The sequence below is a fragment of the Pseudomonas sp. TS_SC_3 genome (assembly GCF_056156225.1).
The window spans coordinates 2,989,604-3,007,086 of record NZ_CM149586.1 but is presented as its reverse complement, the minus strand read 5'-3'; the positions used below and the strand labels follow the sequence as shown (position 1 = coordinate 3,007,086).

Here is a 17,483-nt window from a genome sequence, read left to right as displayed (position 1 = left end):
GCTCTGTTGTGTCGAATGCCAAGGAATATTTACTGGGTTGGGTGGCTCGGTCACCACTAGCTGTAACATTTATCGGTAGTTTAATTCTGTCGTTAATTGCCGTTATGGGCGCAGCAACTGTTGGTAAAGATGCTGCGTTTTATTTGGATATTGCACAGCAAGCGAGTGAGCATGGCCTCACTGTCGCACAGGAGCGGTTCAACTGGCCTTGGTTTGCATTGCTTCTTGCTGGCACCCACAAGTATTTTGGGGTACCTCTAGAATTAGCAGCTTACCTTTGGTGTGCGCTATTTATGGCTGGCACCTGTGCCTTACTGGTCGCTTCTCTACGTCGAGCTTTTCCTGATGCTGTTCCTTGGTTGCTGCTACTGGTGTTGGCATTACCAGCTTTTAACGCCTTCCGTGACGATATTTTACGCGAACAGGGGTTCTGGTTTTTCTCTGCGCTGGCGCTCTGGTTGGCTCTGGCCTGGTCTGAACGGGGGGGCTTGCTGCGTGCTGCTGCGATTCACCTGGCGATACTTGGTGCGGCTCTGTTCCGTCTGGAGGCGCTCATGCTCTTGGGCGCCATTGCGCTGTGGCGGCTCCCAGATATGTTCAGTCGCGCAGGGTGGTGGCGCTTACTGCAACTGGCTGCATTGCCTCTTCTTGGGGTGGTTGCTGCAATTGTCGTACTGGGCGTAGTTGGTGAACTCTCTCAGAGTCGAGTCGAGTATTACCTGAGACTACTTGATCCGGGCGCTCTCAAGGCTGTTTTCGATGCTAAGACCGCTGCGTTGGCTGATGCAGTCTTTGCCAAGTACATGGATGATGAGGCTGGTTCATTACTGATGGGCATGATTTTGCTGGCGATCCTGCTCAGCTTTATCAAGCTCTGCGGTCCTGTGGCTCTGGTGTTTTTGCAGCGTGATGGCTGGTCCGCGTTCAGTTCTTACTGGCAGCGTTACCGCTTGTTTGCTTGCGCGGCGCTTATTTATGTTGCCGTGCTGGTAGTGTTCTTTATTCAACAGGGCTTCGTTAATTCTCGGTATGTCAGTTATCTGAACCTGCTCGCGCTGCCGTTACTGGCCTTTGCCCTGGTCGGTTTTGTTCGGCGTTTTCCTAGTATGGGTAAGGTTCTAGCTGCGCTGCTGGTGCTGCAAATGCTAGATAACGTGATTTCTCTGGGGGCGAAGAAAACTCACTATGTCGAAGCGGGCCATTGGTTATCGCATCATGCAGCGCATGATTCGGCCATCTACTATGATGATCCACGCATCGGTTACTACGCTGGTTTCGGCTATCAAACCATGAAGCAGCCGCTGGAGCAGGTGCTGGCCGAACCACAGCGCTACCGCTATCTGTTAATTGAAGCCGATGGTGATGAGCCCTGGCTCCTGCAGTGGCTGGAGCGGCATGACCTACGTGTTCTGGTACGCTTCGCCAACCGGAAAGATGATGCGGTACTGGTCATCAGCAACTGAATAGCTTATTGCATATGCACACGGGCCTTAGGGCCCGTTTGTGTTTTTACCTATTCCAGTGTGTCTAGGTGGAGGGGGCTGCCGCTTGCATCACGGTAGGCCCTGGCGAATTGTGCGTTACCTGCGGAGCGCAGCCAATCGCGGTCTTCGGCATCGCGCAGCATGTGCCGGAAGTTGCGCACTCGCTGAGCGCGGCTTAGTGCGCAACGCTGAGTTTTGAGGTCTGCGATGTCGATCAGCCCCAATTCTCCCTGTGGGGTCAGTACCACGTTACCTAGATGCAGGGAGCGAAAATAGACTCCTTTTTCGTGCAGCTCGGCAATGAAAATGGCCAGTCTTTCGAGTAGGTCGCTCGGTGCATCGGGAGCGTTGCGCAGTTGGCGTAGGGTCAGCCCAGGTAGGGGGTGATAGTGCACGATGTCGCGCTCAAGTGCTGCTAGTCGATAGACACCAATAACCTTGGGGCAAGGGATGCCGAGGTCTTGTAGGCTTTTCGCGTTGTTGGCGAAGCGCTGTGCATAGGGCCATATCAGGGCAGAGGACAGTAGGCGCTTACGGCGAAACAGTTTGATGAAATTGCCATCAGCCAGTCGCAGGACCTTGTCTCCGAAGCTGTCCGCTTCGAGGATTTGGGCGCCGGCGCGCATTTGCTGGTAACGCTCATGGGGAAGGGTTTGCATGGAACATCCCATTTGATCGGAGGACGCCATCTTAACCGAGTCCATTGGAGTTGGTGGCAGAGGCACCATGCTACAATTCTCACTTTTTAGAGCCTAGGCGATTACATGAGTGGCACTGAGCAAAACAACTCCTCCAGTCTGGCTATCTACCTCCGCCTGCTGAGCTACGTAAAGCCTTATATCGGCTTGTTTGTGATCAGTATTGCGGGCTTTGCCATGTTCTCTTCGACTCAGCCAATGCTGGGTTACATCCTTAAATTTTTTGTCGACGGGTTGTCTAATCCCGATGCCAGCCTTTTTGCCGAGATGCCCTGGCTGTTGGAGAAGTTGCCTTGGTTGGCTGACCTGCGTCTGCTGCAGGCGGTACCGCTACTCATTGTTTTGATTGCAGTTTGGCAGGGTGTCGGATCCTTTCTGGGTAATTATTTTCTTGCTCGGGTTTCTCTGGGGCTAGTGCATGATCTGCGGGTGGCGCTATTCAATAATTTGCTGCAATTGCCTAATAGTTATTTTGATCGGCATAACTCTGGGCACCTGATCTCAAGGATTACCTTCAATGTCACCATGGTTACCGGTGCTGCCACCGATGCGATTAAGGTAGTTATCCGCGAGGGTATGACCGTGGCATTCCTATTTACCACACTGTTGTGGATGAATTGGAAGTTGACGTTGGTGATGGTCGCCATTCTCCCGGTTATCGGTTTGATGGTGAGCAGTTCAAGTCGCAAGTTCCGTAAACAGAGCAAGAAAATTCAAGTGGCCATGGGGGATGTTACCCATGTTGCATCCGAAACTATTCAAGGTTATCGAGTGGTGCGTAGCTTCGGTGGAGAGGCGTATGAGCAGTGCCGCTTTCTCGAGTCCAGTCAGAGTAACAATGATAAACAGCTACGTATGACCAAAACCGCTGCTATTTATACCCCCATGCTCCAGGTGGTTATATTTACTGCCATGGCCGTGCTGATGTTTCTCGTATTGCTGATGCGCGGCGATGCATCGGCGGGCGATCTGATCGCTTATATCACTCTTGCTGGCATGTTGCCAAAGCCGATTCGTCAGCTCTCCGAGGTCAGTTCAACTGTGCAAAAGGGGGTGGCTGGTGCCGAAAGCATTTTCGAGCAGCTCGACGAAACGCTGGAGGTTGATCGTGGCACCGAGGAGCGTGAACGCGTCAGCGGGCGCCTTGAGATGCGTGATCTGAGCTTCCATTATCCGGGCGCAGAAAAACCGGTGCTCAATAATATTTCTTTTGTTGTCGAACCTGGCCAGATGGTCGCTCTGGTTGGACGTTCGGGCAGTGGCAAATCCACTCTGGCGAATTTGATCCCGCGTTTCTATCACCACGAGCAAGGCCAAATTCTGCTCGATGGTTTGGACATTGAACAATACACACTGCGTAACTTGCGCCGTCACATCGCTTTGGTGACCCAGCATGTCACTTTGTTCAACGACTCTGTACGCAATAACATCGCATATGGCGATCTGGCCGGTGCGCCGCTGGACGCCGTCAAGCGTGCCGCTGAAGATGCCTATGCCGCCGAATTTATCGAGAAAATGCCGCAGGGCTACGACACCCTGGTGGGCGAGAATGGCGTGTTGCTCTCGGGTGGTCAGCGTCAGCGCCTGGCCATTGCCCGTGCGCTGTTGAAGGATGCGCCGTTGTTGATTCTTGATGAGGCCACTTCGGCGCTGGATACCGAGTCCGAGCGGCATATTCAGGCTGCACTGGATAAGGTGGTTGAAGGGCGTACCACGATTGTGATTGCCCACCGCCTGAGCACCATCGAGAAAGCGGATCTGATCCTGGTGATGGAGCAGGGAGAGATTGTTGAGCGTGGTACTCACGCAGAGTTGTTGGCGCTCAATGGCTACTACGCGCGCCTGCATGCCCGTGATTTTGCTGACGACACCAACCTGGATGCGGAGCCAAGTGCCTGATGCTCAATCATCTACGTGCCTGGCGTGAGCGCGGTTGGACGCCGATTGATGCCGTCACTTATGCCACTGCCTGGCAAAAGTTGGGCGGCAGCGTTGCCACCCATCCGCAGGTGATCGAGCGCCTGGCGGGGCTGGCGGGTTTGCCGGTGCGTTATCTTGGCTGGTTTGAGCAAGGCGAGTTGTGCGGTGCGCTGCCAACCTGGGGGCGTCATTTGGCGTTGTCCAAAGACGTTCTTAAACAGCAAGGTAAGCGTGGTCTTTTTGACTTGGGGAATGCTGAGATTATTTTGCCCCTGGCGAGTGATGTGCGCGTGCCAATAAGGCATAAGGTGCGCTATCTGTCGGGCTTGAATGCCGAACAGGTGCTCGATCGCCGTGAGCAGCCCGAAGGCCTCGCACTGGCCCGCGAGCCTGAGGCGTACAGCAAGAAATTCCGCTATAACCAGCGCCGTGAGCAGCGCTTGCTAGATGATGCCGGTGGGGTTGTCCGGCCGATGCTGGAGTTAAGTGCTGGTGAGCAGGCCGCGATTTACGCCGATCTGTTTCAGCGGCGCTGGGGCTTCGAGGCGACCGGCAAGGCGCATTTGGCGGAGGTGTTTAGCTTGATGCGCGATTTTATGACCGGCTCGCTGATTTACTTAAATGACCAGCCAGTGGCGATTCAGGTGCTCTATCGTGTCGAGGCGCCGCAGTGGGTCAGTTTGGAGTACATCAACGGCGGTGTTGACCCACAAAATCGTGAGTTCAGCCCCGGCAGCGTGCTCAGCTTTATCAACACCCAAGCCGCCTGGGCTGACGCGCGAGCGCTGGGCAAACCGCTGCGCTACTCCTTCGGTCGGGCTGATCGCGAGTACAAAGATCGTTGGTGTAACCGCGTACCGGTCTATCAGGTCTGATTATGTCTGCCCGGAAGCAATCACTCCTCAAGCGCCACCGCCGGCAGAAGCGTATCGCGCTTTTATTGGCGTTGGCGCTGCTGCTGTCACTTGGCGTATTCGTCGCGTGGTGGTGGTTGCCACTGCTCTTGGTCGTGGGTTGGGTCGCGCATGAGGCCTGGTTTGCCGATCACCTGTTCTACGCGGCAGAGGATGACTACCACTATCGCTTTACTGACGATGTGCCCGCACTGGCAGGGCGCATTGAGGCGGGATGTCTACGGCTAGCAGGCGATATTGAGGCTGCGGAAACCCTCATCCTGCAAGTACAGCTCAAGGCCGGTTGGCTTGGCCGCTGGCTGGATCCTTTTGTGCTGATCGGTACTGATCGGCAGGATTTCGAGCGGGGTGTGAACGGTCGTCGTTATTTGAATTTGTCCGGCCAGCGTGAGGAGTTGGCCCGTGGGCAATTACAGATTCGCGGTCGTTTCTGCAATATTGAGCCAGTGGTCACTCTATATGCCCTAAGCAACCCCAATTACGCCGAGCAACGGCTGATGATTGTGGCTCCGCATGCTGACGACGCTGAGCTGGCGGCGTTTGGCCTTTATAGCCGGGCGCATGACGTCAGCATTGTGACCCTGACCCAGGGCGAAATTGAGGCGCAAGCCTATCAGCAGTTGGGGTTGGGTCAGGCTGCAGCTGCTCGCCTCAAGGGGCGTCTACGGGCATGGGATAGCCTTGCTGTGCCGCTCTGGGGCGGTGTGCCCCAGCGCCAATGTGTGCAGTTGGGTTACTACTGCCTGCAGTTACCGGCCATGCAGGCGCAACCCGAACAAGGCTTTGGCTCGCGCGAGTCGACAGACCGTGATATTCGCAGCGTGCGTGCCGCCAATTCAGTGCCGCTGCCCGGCGACAATGACGGCGTGCCCAGCTGGCATAATTTGGTTGCTGACTTGCGCGGCGCCCTTGAGCATTTTCAGCCTGAGGTGGTGGTAACGCCTCACCCGCAGCTGGACCCCCACAGCGACCATGTGGCGAGCACCCAGGCCTTGCTGGAGGCGATTGAGTTGAGCAGCTGGAAGCCAAAAACCTTACTGCTGTATGCCAATCATCTGCACGATAACGACCGCTGGCCAATGGGCCCGGCAGGCTTTGGCATTGCTTTGCCGCCTGCCATTAAACTGCTGCCAGCCGATGGTATGTGGAGCCCAAGCCTTGATGCCGCGCAGCAGCTGGACAAGGCCATGGCGTTGGCCATGCAGCACGACTTGCAAGGCGCACTGCCACTCAAGCGGCGCATTCGCCGGCTGATCCAGCGTGTACTGGTGGGGCGGCGTTGGCCGGTAACCGGTGACGATGAGTTCTTCCGTAAGGCTGTGCGCCGCCATGAATTATTCTGGGTGCGTACCCTCGGCGGCTAGCCGGCGTATTGGCCTGCAAATGTTATGATCTGCGGCGATTTGCATCAGCCGCTTCTGGAGTCTTTATGAAATTGTCCATGCCACGTTTCGACCAGGCCGCCGTTCTGGTGGTGGGCGATGTCATGCTCGATCGTTATTGGCACGGCGCTACTTCGCGAATCTCCCCGGAAGCACCGGTGCCGGTGGTTAAGGTCGAGCAAATTGAAGATCGTCCCGGCGGTGCCGCCAACGTCGCGTTGAATATCGCCGCCCTCGGCGCGCCGGCCGTGCTGATCGGTGTGACTGGTGAAGATGAGGCCGCGGCCAGCTTGGGTGACAGGCTGCACGCGGTAGGGGTGAAAACCCTGTTTCAGCGCATCAAAGACCAGCCCACCATCGTCAAATTGCGGGTGATGAGCCGCCATCAGCAATTGCTGCGCATGGACTTCGAAGAACCCTTTCGTACCGACAGCGCCGCACTGGCCGCCAGTGTTGAATCGCAACTGGACGGCATCAAAGTGCTGATCCTGTCTGACTACGGTAAGGGCGCCCTGCAAAACCATCAGGCCCTGGTTCAGCTGGCCCGCAGCAAAGGTATTGCCGTGCTGGCCGACCCGAAGGGTAAGGATTTTTCCATCTACCGCGGTGCCAGCCTGATTACCCCGAACCTGCACGAGTTTGAAACCATTGTTGGCCCATGCGCTGATGAGGCCGAGTTAGTGGCAAAAGGCGCCGCGTTGATGGCTGATCTGGAGTTGGGCGCGCTGCTGGTGACTCGGGGTGAGCATGGCATGACCTTGCTGCGCCCTCAGCACCCAGCGTTGCACCTGCCGGCGCGCGCCCGTGAAGTATTTGATGTGACCGGTGCCGGCGATACGGTGATTTCAACCCTGGCTGCCAGCCTTGCCGCAGGCGAGGAACTGCCGCAGGCCGTGGCCCTGGCCAACCTTGCTGCTGGCATTGTCGTGGGCAAGCTCGGCACTGCGGCTATTAGCGCGCCCGAGCTGCGTCGCGCGATCCAGCGTGAGGCCGGCTCCGAGCGCGGCGTATTGAGCCTCGATCAGCTGCTGCTGGCGATTGAGGATGCTCGCGCCCATGGCGAGAAAATTGTTTTCACCAACGGCTGCTTCGACATTCTGCATGCCGGTCATGTGACCTATCTGGAGCAGGCCCGCGCTCAAGGTGACCGGCTGGTGTTGGCGGTCAACGATGACGCATCGGTAAGCCGCTTGAAGGGCCCGGGTCGGCCGATTAACGCAGTGGATCGGCGCATGGCCGTGTTAGCCGGCCTGGGTGCAGTGGACTGGGTGGTGAGCTTTAGCGAGGACACCCCGGAAAACCTATTGCGCGCGGTTAAGCCGGATGTATTGGTCAAGGGCGGCGATTACGGTATCGAGCAGGTGGTGGGCGCCGACATCGTCACTGCTTATGGCGGCACCGTGCGGGTGCTGGGGCTGGTGGAAAACAGCTCGACCACATCTATCGTCAAAAAGATTCGCGGCCAGGATTAAGACATGTTTGAGCGTTTATACCTTTCGTTGCGCAATCTGGCTTACAAAAATCGTTTCAAGATCAAATCCGGTAACCTTATCGAGCTTCCTCGCAACTCTGAGCGGTTGCTCAAGAAGGTGACTATCAAGCTAGCTGGGCGTAACAACCGCCTGGTTTTCGGTGAGGGCGTAGAAGTCAGTCACTGCGAGATTCGTCTCGATGGCGAAGATAATTTGATTGAAATTGGTGCGCGTGCGCGCATCAGCTCCGGCAAGATCTATTTGCGATACACCCGGGGTCAGCATATCCGCATTGGGGCCGATACCACTGTGGAAGGGGCATATCTGCTAGTCGACGAGGCTGCAAGTATCGACATCGGTAACGATTGCATGCTGTCCACCGATATTCTGATCCGTACTGGCGATAAGCACTCGATCATTGATATGGCTAGCAATCAGCGCGTCAACCTTTCCCGTGATGTGCGCATTGCCGATCGGGTGTGGGTTGGTCGCGATGTACAGATTCTCAAAGGGACAGTGTTACATCCGGAAAGCGTGGTCGGTGCTTGTTCGCTAGTGGCCAAGGCCTTTGAAGAAGGCAACTGCGTGGTTGCTGGCGTGCCGGCAAAGATCGTCAAGCGTGGTATCCGCTGGGACCGCGAGCTCATATAAAAAAGACCATGGCGCGGCAGGCGCCCTTTATGCAGGGAAGTGTTGCTGTGAGTGGAGTGGCAGGCGCGGTGGCGCAAGAATTTCGGCAGGATATCAATGGTCTGCGCGCTTGGGCCGTGATGGCAGTGGTGCTTTATCACTTCGGTGTGACAGGCATCAGCGGTGGTTTTGCTGGGGTTGATGTGTTTTTCGTCATTTCCGGCTATTTAATGTGCGGCATCATCAGCGGTGGCATCGAGCGTGGCGAGTTCTCGGTGTGGCGTTTCTATCTGGCGCGGGCTCGGCGCATATTCCCGGCGCTGATCGTGCTGTGCATGGCGGCGTTAGTTTTTGGCTGGTTCTTCCTTATGCCGGAAGAGTACAAGTTGCTGGGTAAGCATGCCCGTGAAAGCCTTACGTTTAGCTCCAACCTCCGCTACTTCGAAGAGTCAGGATACTTCGATGTCGCTTCTCAGGAGAAGTGGCTGCTACATACCTGGTCTTTGTCGGTGGAGTGGCAGTTCTATCTGATCCTGCCGCTGGTGTTGATGCTGGTTAGCAAGGTACTGCCGGGCCGGCGTGCGATCACGGCGGTGCTTGGGGGGCTCTTCGTCGTTTCTCTAGGTCTGTGCCTGTGGCGTACCTCTGTGGCGCCCAGTGAGGCCTTCTATATGCTGCAGACTCGCGCCTGGGAGATGCTAGCCGGTGCACTGGTATTTATGTTTGGCCATCGAAGACTGCCTGATGGTTTGCGCAGGGCGCTGGAATTAGCGGGTTTCGGTTTGATCCTCGCTACGATCATGCTCCTCGACAAGCAAAGTGTATGGCCTGGCTGGCGAGCCATTCTCCCCGTCGTGGGTGCCGCGTTGGTGCTGTTGGCTGCGCGCGGTCATTCAGCGTGGACAGCCAATTTGCCTGCCCAGTGGTTGGGTACGCGCTCCTATTCGATCTATCTCTGGCACTGGCCATTGGTAGTGGCGCTAGCCTATCTCGAGTTGCTGAGCGATCCGTTTTGGGTTGCAGTAGCCATCTTCGCATCGATTTTGTTGGGGCACCTGTCTTACATGTTTGTCGAAGTACCGGCACGCCGGCGCCTGAGTCTGCTTTCCGTAGGCCGGGCCGGGATCGTCGTTATAGTGGTGTTGGTGCTGGCTGCCACGGTGGCTCAACAAGTGCGTCGCAGTGGTTTCCCTGACCGTCTGCCGGAAGCGGTGGCGCTCGTCGAAGCTGAGCGTAAGAACCACAACCCGCGACTGGAGGATTGCCTCGACCCTGCGGCTTCATGCATATACGGCCAAGAGCCTGTGAAAGCCATACTGATTGGCGATAGCCATGCCGATGCAGTGGTGACTGCCCTGCAGGCGGCGCTGCCTGATGAGCAGGGTGGCGTACTGTTCCGCGGCGGCAGCGGCTGTCTGATCGCCTTCGGCATGCAGACTGATAAGGAAAAACCCTATTGCGACAAGCTCAACGCTGATCTGGAAAAAGAGCATGCCGGCTATCCGGCTGGTGTTCCGGTTGTGATGGTGGGCCGCACCTCCGAATATGTTCATGGCGGTTTACCGACCAGTGCTAAGCCAGCTTTTCACTTCGGCGAACCGGTCGAACAGTTCAGTGCAGAATTCCTTGAGCAGTTCCGTCAACGGTATGTGACGACTATGTGCAGTATGGCCGAGCATCGGCCAGTTTATATTGTGCGGCCGACCCCGGAAATGGGTGTCGATGTTCCGACGCTTATCGGACGAGCCATGTTGTTGGGGCGGGAGCGAAATTTCAGTCTGTCGCTGACGGAGTATCATGAACGGCATGCTTTTGTCTGGTCGTTGCAAGACGAGGCAGTCAGGAGTTGTGGGGTGCATGTGCTTGATCCTCTACCCTACCTCTGTAGCGAAGGCAAATGTCCCAGTGCCGAAGGCAATCGCCCGCTCTATCGCGATAGTGATCACTTCAGCGAATTTGGGAATCTCTTGCTAGTGCCTATGTTCAGGGCGATTTTCTCACATTAAATAACTTACCATTTTGCTAGTTGTCAGCGTCGTCGCAGGTGCTTGCCCCTGCCGCTCGTATGATTGCTTACACCTCACGCATGGCGCTAGATGCCATAAGTTCCGGCATACAAATAGGACTGAATGGGAAGCTGCTTAGTTGCTGACCCTGAAAGCTATCTGGATCGCCGAAAACAAACCGACCAACTCCAAAGGGGCGTCCATCGCCAAGGCTAAAGCCGGGCGTGTGGCCAACGAGGTGATCCTGAAACGCGTCGAGTCGGCCGGGGCGGGATTATGAGGAGAATGAGTTGCTGGAGAAGTGGGCGCGCGACGCGAAGATTCTCGACATCTTTGAAGGCACCCAGCAGATCCAACTGCTGATCGTCGCCAGGCGCTTGCTGTGTAAGAGTTCCAGCGAATTGAAGTAGTTGTTCACGCGGGCTGGGTGCCCCCCCCCCCGCTTGCCTGAAATCCCTGTTTGCCTTGCTTAGGTGGGGCCTTTTTGCGTCTGCACCAGCCAATCCTTCCAGCGGATGCGTTCGTCCCGTACCAGCCAGCCATCCTGTGGCGCAAAGCTCTCCGCCAGCCATAGACCGCGGGTGCTGGCGGGTGACAGTTGACCTTGCTTCAGGGTCAGCAGCTCGGCGGTCGGCCGGCCTTGGTCCAGCGGAATCAGAAACAGATCGGGACGGGCGCGGTTGAGGCGGGCGATCAGCTGGCCATCTTCCAGGTGTTCATCGACATGCAGCAGGCTGAGCTGGCGCGTCTCCTTGGGCAGATCCAGGCGCAGGTTGTAGACCAGCTGTAGCGAGGCGGTTGGCAGGTGCACGTAGGCGCGCGGGCGTTCGAGCAGCTTGAGGTTGCCGCACTGCACTGGGCGCGCCGCGCCGGACAGCGGGCTGAGGCTGAAGTGCGCGGTTTCCCGGTAGCGCAGGCTGCTCTGGTAGGGCGTTGGCAGCCAGGTGTCGCCAAAGCGCCCGCTTAGCCAGCCTTCCGGGGTTTCCAGCAGGCATTCTTCGGCCACTTCCTGAATCGCGGTGAGCAGCGGAAGGTTGAGTTCATGGGCCGGCACGTAGCCGGAGATCAGCTTGAGCACCACGTCGCCGCGATCCGCGCGGCGCTGGCGCACCAGTACCCAGTATTCGCGGCCCTGCCAGCTGAGGGTCAGCCGCACCGAAACGCCCAGGTTGGCCAGCTCCACGGCAAAGCGCTGAGTGTCGGCCACTACCGCCGGTTTGCGCTTTTCCAGCATCTGGCTGAAGTTCAGCGGCATGCCCAGGCCCTGGTAACTCAGGCCTTCCGGGGTGGCTTCGACAAACAGTTGCAGGGTCTTGAAGCTGCTTGGGTCTTTGCGGATCAGGGTGCGCGGCATGGCAACTCCTCGCGGGCATGGGCGTAGGCATGGCCTGAGAGCTTGGCACAGATCGTCGGGTGAGGGCCGTCAGGCAATATCCTGAATTACAGCGGCAGCGGTGGCGACGTTATGTGCCAGGTGATGCGGGTTGATGGTGCCGATAATCGCGCTGCAGGCGCCTGGGTGACCAAAGATCAGCTCGAAACTGGCGCGCACTGGGTCGATGCCCGGCGCCAGGCAGGCGTGGCCGCTGGTCAGGGCCTTCTTGATCAGGATGCCTTTGCCGTGCAGTTCGGCGTAGTCGAGCACTGCCTGCTCGCCTTGCTCATTGAGGTTATAGGTGACCATCGCGCAGTCACCGTGTTCCAGTGCCAGCAGGCCGCCTTCGACGGTTTTGCCAGAGAGGCCGAATCCGCGAATCTTGCCCTCGCGCTTAAGCTCGGCGAGGGTTTCGTACACGCCACTGTCACGCAGAATGGCCACGTCGTTACCGTCGGAATGCACCAGTACCAGGTCGATAAAATCGGTTTCCAGACGCTTGAGGCTGCGCTCTACCGAGAAGCGCGTGTGCGCCGGGCTGAAGTCGAAGCGCGACTGACCGTCCTCGAACTCTTCACCGACCTTGCTGACAATTACCCACTGCTGGCGCTGGCCGCGCAACAACGGGCCGAGGCGGGTTTCGCTGGTGCCGTAGGCCGGCGCGGTGTCGATCAGGTTGATGCCCAGGTCATGGGCCTGGGCCAGCAGTTCGCGGGCTGCGGCGTCGTCGGGGATGGTGAAACCGTTGGGGTATTTCACCCCCTGGTCGCGGCCCAGCTTGACCGTGCCCAGGCCCAGCGGCGAAACCAGCAGCTCGGTCTCGCCCAATGGGCGATGCAGGTTGTGCAGGCTGTGCAGTGGATGCATCAGAACAGTTCCTCCCAGGCGGGTGGGGCGACGCTCGGGCGCGGCAGCGCGGGCAGTGGCGCATGTGTGGTGGGCTGAATACCGTCACGGCTCAGCGCCGCTAGCACGCGGTCGGCAAAGTCCGGGGCTAACGCCAGCTTAGTTGGCCAGCCCACCAGCAGTTTGCCGTGCTCGTGGAGAAAGGCGTTGTCCGGACGTACAAGGCCGGACTGCGCCGGCTCGGCGCGATCCACTCGCAGCGTGGCCCATTGCGCGGCGGACAGATCGACCCAGGGCAGCAGCTCGTTCAGCTCTTTTTTCGTCGCCTGGATCTGCGCAGCTTCGTCGCGGGCCACACCATCGGCTTCGGCCAGATCGCCGCCCAGGTACCAAACCCACTGGCCGTCGGCCGCCGGGTGGGTGGTAATGGTCACGCGCGGCTTCGGTCCACCGCCCAGGCAGTGGGCGTACAGCGGTTTGAGTGTCGGACCTTTTACCAGGGCCATATGCAGCGGGCGCAGTTGCTGGGCCGGCTGAGTCAGGCCAAGGGCGCTGAGCAGTTCGGCATTGCCACGGCCGGCACTGAGGATGATACGTTGTGCGCGAATCTCGCTGCCGTCGATGCGCAGGCCTACCAGCTCGCCGTTTTCCCGCAGCGGTTCGATGCGCTCGGCGGCCAGCAAACCATCGCCGGCCAGCTCGCTCAGGCGGCTGATCAGGCTTGGCACATCCAGCACCAACTCGGCCAGGCGGTAGACCTTGCCTTTGAATTTGGGGTGCTGCAGCGCGGGGGGCAGTTGCTCGCCCTTGACCTGATCGACCCGGCCGCGCACGGCCTTGCTGGCAAAGAAACTGGTGATATTGCCGGCCAGGCTGCCGGGGGACCACAAGTAGTGGGCATCGGAGAGCAGGCGCACGCCAGCCAGATCCAGCTCACCGCTGCCGGCCAAAGCTTCGCGCCAGCGCCGCGGCATGTCGGCGATGGCTTCGGAGGCGCCGCTCAGCGCGCCGTGTAGGGCGTATTTGGCGCCGCCGTGAATGATGCCCTGAGATTTCACACTCTGCCCGCCGCCGAGGCGGGCGTTTTCCACCAGCACGGTGGCAAAGCCTTGACGGCGCAGGCGCGCATTTAGCCAGAGGCCGGCGATGCCGCCGCCGACGATCAAAATATCAGTGCTTAACGCCTGGGACATGCGTGTGTCTCACCGGGAAAACAGGCGCGCAGTATAACCCGCTTGCAGCACGGTCAATGCCCGGTGCTCTGCGAGAACAGCTGAATCACCACCACGCCCGCGACAATGAGGCCCATGCCAAGCATGGCCGGCAGATCCAGTTTTTGTTGGTAGAGAAACACCGCGGCGATACTCACCAGCACAATGCCCAGGCCCGCCCACACTGCGTAAGCAACGCCGACCGGGATGGTTTTCACCACCAGGCTGAGCATCCAGAACGAAATGGCATAGCCGACCACAACGAGTAGCAGGGGCAGGGGTTTGTTGAAACCATCTAACGCTTTCATCGAGGTGGTGGCGATGACTTCGGCCGTGATGGCGATAGCGAGGTAAATATAGCCGCCCATATTTGTGGCTCCGTGTGGTCTGGTGGCCATTCTAATGAGCTGGCGGCTGGGATAAAGCGATTCTCTATCAGCGTCGTACTGTTCGAACGTGCGACTGACTACCTGCTGCAAAGATTGCGGCCGGTGCCCGCTGCCGGAAGAGGCGCGCGTGACTCGACGCTGTTTGCCAAAGTGCATAAGCTGCGCGCCATGAATAGACACCTCTATACCCTGCTGTTTCACGTCGGCCTGCCGCTGGTGGCTGGTCGTTTGGCCTGGCGTGCCTGGCAGGCGCCGGCTTACGCCAAGCGTATTGGCGAACGCTTTGCCCTCGGCTTACCGGCGCTCAAGCCCGGCGGTATCTGGCTGCACGCCGTGTCGGTGGGCGAGAGCATCGCCGCCGCGCCGCTGGTGCGTGAGCTGCTGGCGCGCTACCCACAGCTACCGATCACCATCACCTGCATGACACCGACCGGTTCGGAGCGTATTCGGGCGATGTTTGGCGGTGCGGAATACGCGGGTCGTGTGCAGCATTGCTACCTGCCTTATGACCTGCCCTGGGCGGCAGCGCGTTTTCTCGATCAGGTGCAGCCACGGTTGGCAGTGATTATGGAAACCGAGCTGTGGCCCAACCATATTCACCAGTGCGCCAAGCGCGGTATTCCCGTGGCGCTGGCCAACGGGCGGCTGTCCGAGCGTTCGGCCCGTGGTTATGCGCGTTTTGCCAACCTCACCGCACCGATGCTGGCCGAGCTGAATCTGCTGGCGGTGCAGACAACGCTGGAAGCCGAACGCTTTCGCAGCCTGGGCGCGCGCGCTGAGTGCGTCGAGGTCACCGGCTCGATCAAGTTTGATCTGACGATTGATCCAGAGCTGCTTACCCGCGCTGCGGTCTTGCGTGAGCAATGGCAGGCGACGCAGCGCCCGGTATGGATCGCCGCCAGCACCCATGCCGGTGAAGACGAGATCGTTCTCGCCGCCCACCGCCAGCTGATTCAGGAGAACCCTGAAGCGCTGCTGATTCTGGTGCCGCGTCATCCCGAGCGTTTCAATGCGGTGTTCGAGTTGTGCCAGCGGCAAGGCCTCAGTACGCGGCGTCGTGCAACGGGCGAGGCTCTGCAGGCCGCTGATCAGGTGTTGCTCGGCGATACCATGGGCGAGCTGCTGTTTCTCTATGCCCTGGCCGATATCGCCTTTGTCGGCGGCAGCCTAGTGGCCAATGGCGGGCATAACCTGCTGGAGCCGGCGGCGTTGGGCAAGCCGGTATTGAGCGGCCCGTACCTGTTTAACTTTCTGGAGATTGCCGCGCAGTTACGCACGGCCGGTGCGCTGAGCGAGGTGGCCGACGCCGCAGAGCTGGTGCAACGGGTTGCGCAGCTGTGGTGTGAGCCTGATACAGCGCAGGCCATGCGTAATGCTGGGTTGGCGGTGATGCAGGCCAATCAGGGTGCACTGGCGCGACTGCTAGCGGGCTTGGAGCGGTTGCTCAACCGTCAGCCCTGACACCTCCGCCGTAGGGGCTTTGGGGTGGATGGTGTTGCGGCTGATGCAAACGCCGTGGGAGGGGCTTTAGCCGCGACTGAGCCAACCGCCGCTGGGCTTCAAATATGTCGCCGCTAAAGCGCCTCCCACAGGTTGTGGTGCTTCTGAGTGAGGTCACTTGAGTCTGTTCAAAAGCCATGCGTTAAGCAGCCAATAAAAAGCCCCGCTGGCAAAACCAGCGGGGCTTTTTTACTTCTCAACTCAGTACTGCGGGTTGCTGCGCAGCTGTGCTTCGGCGGCTTTGGCCAAGTCCGGTGGGAGGAAGTCTTCGTCCGGGTTGTAGTCGGATTTCAGGTACTGCTCCAGGGCGGCCAGGTCGTCCGGGCTGAGGGTGCCGGCGGCCTGCTTCAAGCGCAGGTTGTTGAGGATGTAGTCGTAACGCGCGTTGTTGTAGTTGCGCACTGAGCTGTAAAGCTGGCGCTGGGCGTCCAGCACGTCAACGATGTTACGCGTACCGACCTGATAGCCGATTTCGGTGGCTTCCAGGGCGCTCTGGTTGGAGATGATCGACTGCTTGCGCGCCTGCACGGTTTCCACATCCGTGTTCACTGCGCGGTGTAGGTTACGGGTGTTCTGCACCACCTGACGGCGCAGGCTTTCACGCAGCTGTTCGGTCTGGTTCAGGCGCTGGTAGGACTCGCGCACCTGCGAGCTGGTCAGGCCGCCGCTGTACAGCGGGATATTCAGTTGTAGGCCAATCGAGCGTTGCTCAATATCACCGCTGAAGCGATTGGCGCTGGCGGCGTTGTTGCTGAAACCGAGGCTATCGTTGTCGCCTTTCTGGTAGCTGGCAACCGCATCCAGAGTGGGCGCGTGGCCCGATTTACGCTGGCGCAGGGTTTCTTCGGCGGCTTCAACGGCGTAGTTGCTGGCTTGCAGATTAAGGTTCTGCATCGCGGCGGTATCGACCCAGGCCTTGGCGTCATTCGGCGTCGGCGCAAGGATCGGCAAGCTGTGCTCGATGCCTTCGAGGGCGGCGAAGTCGCGGTTGGTCAGGGTGATCAGGGCCTCGAAGGCATCTTCTACCTGTTGCTGGGCGATGATGCGGTTGGCGCGGGCGGTGTCGAAACCAGCCTGGGCTTCCAGCACGTCAGTCTTGTCCGACAGGCCGACATCAAAGCGCTCGTTGGCTTGATCCATCTGCCGCTTGAACGCCGCTTCCTCGGCCTTGGTCGAGGCCAGGTTGTCCTGAGCGCGCAGCACCGCAAAGTAGGTTTCCGCGCTTTGTAGAATCATGTTCTGTTCGGTGGCGGACAGCTCCAGCGCGGCCTGCTCGTCGCTCGCAACAGCGGCCTGCAGCTGGAACCAGCGGTCGGCGCGGAACAGTGGCTGGCTGAGGTTGGCTTGATAGGCCATGCCACTGCGCGAGCTGGTGTTGGCTGGCGAGTCGACCTGGGTGCGGCTGTCGCTCAGGTTGGCACCGGCAGACAGATTGGGCAGCAGGCCGGCGCGGGCCTGGGGCACCACCTCGCTGCGTGCTTCGTAATCCGCACGGGCGGCGGCCAAGTCAGCATTGTTGGCGGCGGCTTCCTGGTAAACGGTGACCAGGTCAGTTTTGGTGGACAGCGGGGCTTGTTCAGCAGCCCAGGCCATTCCGTTGGACGCGGCGGCCACAGCGAGAGCCAGAGAGAGTCTGCGCAACATTAAGGTGATCCT

14 protein-coding genes and 1 pseudogene are annotated in these 17,483 nt (G+C 59.0%); 9 read left to right on the top strand and 6 right to left on the bottom strand.

From position 1 onward, the window contains the following. Positions 1-8: 8 nt before the first annotated feature. Positions 9-1,463 (top strand): hypothetical protein, encoded by a 1,455-nt coding sequence (locus tag AC0J6G_RS14325; protein WP_475248771.1) that lies wholly within the window; start codon positions 9-11, stop codon positions 1,461-1,463. 50 nt (positions 1,464-1,513) lie between these two features. Here AC0J6G_RS14325 and AC0J6G_RS14320 read toward each other — a convergent pair whose 3' ends face one another. After that, a complete protein-coding gene (locus AC0J6G_RS14320; RefSeq protein ID WP_475248769.1) occupies positions 1,514-2,143 on the bottom strand; it encodes a lipopolysaccharide kinase InaA family protein in 630 nt (209 codons plus the stop codon). A 105-nt stretch (positions 2,144-2,248) separates the two neighbouring features. On the opposite strand from AC0J6G_RS14320, the gene msbA reads away from it, so the two are divergent. The 7 genes and pseudogenes from msbA to AC0J6G_RS14285 form a co-directional block, all read left to right on the top strand. Next, a complete protein-coding gene (gene msbA, locus AC0J6G_RS14315; RefSeq protein WP_475248767.1) occupies positions 2,249-4,081 on the top strand; it encodes a lipid A export permease/ATP-binding protein MsbA in 1,833 nt (610 codons plus the stop codon). After that, positions 4,081-4,977: a GNAT family N-acetyltransferase gene (locus AC0J6G_RS14310; protein WP_475248765.1), complete on the top strand. Its 897-nt coding sequence runs from the start codon at positions 4,081-4,083 to the stop codon at positions 4,975-4,977. Before msbA ends, AC0J6G_RS14310 begins: the two co-directional genes overlap by 1 nt. A 2-nt stretch (positions 4,978-4,979) precedes the next feature. Beyond that, positions 4,980-6,380, top strand: coding sequence for a PIG-L deacetylase family protein (locus AC0J6G_RS14305; protein WP_475248763.1), 1,401 nt, complete (start codon positions 4,980-4,982; stop codon positions 6,378-6,380). Positions 6,381-6,445: 65 nt separating this feature from the next. Further along, positions 6,446-7,870, top strand: a complete 1,425-nt coding sequence (hldE, locus tag AC0J6G_RS14300; protein WP_475248762.1) for a bifunctional D-glycero-beta-D-manno-heptose-7-phosphate kinase/D-glycero-beta-D-manno-heptose 1-phosphate adenylyltransferase HldE — start codon at positions 6,446-6,448, stop codon at positions 7,868-7,870. 3 nt (positions 7,871-7,873) lie between these two features. Then, on the top strand, positions 7,874-8,521 hold the full coding sequence (locus AC0J6G_RS14295) for an acyltransferase (RefSeq protein ID WP_475248760.1): 648 nt from the start codon (positions 7,874-7,876) through the stop codon (positions 8,519-8,521). A 29-nt stretch (positions 8,522-8,550) separates the two neighbouring features. Continuing rightward, the gene (locus tag AC0J6G_RS14290; RefSeq protein WP_475248758.1) at positions 8,551-10,506 is read left to right on the top strand and encodes an acyltransferase family protein; all 1,956 of its coding nucleotides are present in this window, start codon (positions 8,551-8,553) and stop codon (positions 10,504-10,506) included. Between the two features lie 121 nt (positions 10,507-10,627). Beyond that, positions 10,628-10,916 (top strand): annotated as a pseudogene (locus AC0J6G_RS14285) (acyl-CoA dehydrogenase family protein); the annotation flags it as partial. Positions 10,917-10,975: 59 nt separating this feature from the next. Here AC0J6G_RS14285 and AC0J6G_RS14280 read toward each other — a convergent pair. The 4 genes from AC0J6G_RS14280 to AC0J6G_RS14265 form a co-directional block, all read right to left on the bottom strand. Beyond that, on the bottom strand, positions 10,976-11,860 hold the full coding sequence (locus AC0J6G_RS14280) for a metal ABC transporter ATPase (RefSeq protein WP_475248756.1): 885 nt from the start codon (positions 11,858-11,860) through the stop codon (positions 10,976-10,978). Between the two features lie 69 nt (positions 11,861-11,929). Further along, positions 11,930-12,748, bottom strand: coding sequence for an aldo/keto reductase (locus AC0J6G_RS14275; RefSeq protein WP_475248754.1), 819 nt, complete (start codon positions 12,746-12,748; stop codon positions 11,930-11,932). Next, complete coding sequence (locus AC0J6G_RS14270; RefSeq protein WP_475248753.1) at positions 12,748-13,920, bottom strand: NAD(P)/FAD-dependent oxidoreductase; 1,173 nt, start codon at positions 13,918-13,920, stop codon at positions 12,748-12,750. Before AC0J6G_RS14270 ends, AC0J6G_RS14275 begins: the two co-directional genes overlap by 1 nt. A gap of 53 nt (positions 13,921-13,973) precedes the next feature. Continuing rightward, complete coding sequence (locus AC0J6G_RS14265) at positions 13,974-14,306, bottom strand: DMT family transporter (RefSeq protein WP_475248751.1); 333 nt, start codon at positions 14,304-14,306, stop codon at positions 13,974-13,976. Between the two features lie 189 nt (positions 14,307-14,495). Here AC0J6G_RS14265 and waaA point away from each other — a divergent pair, with 189 nt between their 5' ends. Then, positions 14,496-15,788, top strand: coding sequence for a lipid IV(A) 3-deoxy-D-manno-octulosonic acid transferase (gene waaA / locus AC0J6G_RS14260; protein ID WP_475248750.1), 1,293 nt, complete (start codon positions 14,496-14,498; stop codon positions 15,786-15,788). A gap of 240 nt (positions 15,789-16,028) precedes the next feature. Here the strand turns inward: waaA and AC0J6G_RS14255 are convergent, their stop codons facing one another. Then, on the bottom strand, positions 16,029-17,471 hold the full coding sequence (locus AC0J6G_RS14255) for a TolC family outer membrane protein (RefSeq protein WP_475248748.1): 1,443 nt from the start codon (positions 17,469-17,471) through the stop codon (positions 16,029-16,031). Positions 17,472-17,483 lie beyond the last annotated feature (12 nt).